General features: G+C 76.2%; 1 pseudogene. It reads right to left on the reverse strand.

Features of this window, described 5'->3' with window-relative positions:
• Positions 1 to 207, reverse strand: a pseudogene (locus tag RB628_RS43135) (mobilization protein); the annotation flags it as partial.
• Between the last annotated feature and the right edge of the window lie 16 nt (positions 208 to 223).

A 223-nucleotide genomic window follows, 5' to 3' on the forward strand; every position in this document is an offset into this window, starting at 1 on the left:
GCGGTTGTGCGGGTCCGGGGCGGCGGGCCGAGTCGCTGCCGGAGGTCCGGTCCGAACGCCGGTCCGGTCGGCCGCAGACTTGGCGCGGCCGATGCCGGCCTGCGGGCGTCGAGCGGCTTCGCCCGGGTGCGCGGGGAGCTGGGCGAGGCGTCGCAGTCGCCAGACCAGGACGTCGTTCACGTCCTCGGCCGTGTCGAGTTCGCGCATGGCGATGGCCTCCTGC

The sequence above is a fragment of the Streptomyces sp. ADMS genome, assembly GCF_033441795.1.
In the GTDB taxonomy this organism is placed as follows: Bacteria; Actinomycetota; Actinomycetes; order Streptomycetales; family Streptomycetaceae; genus Streptomyces.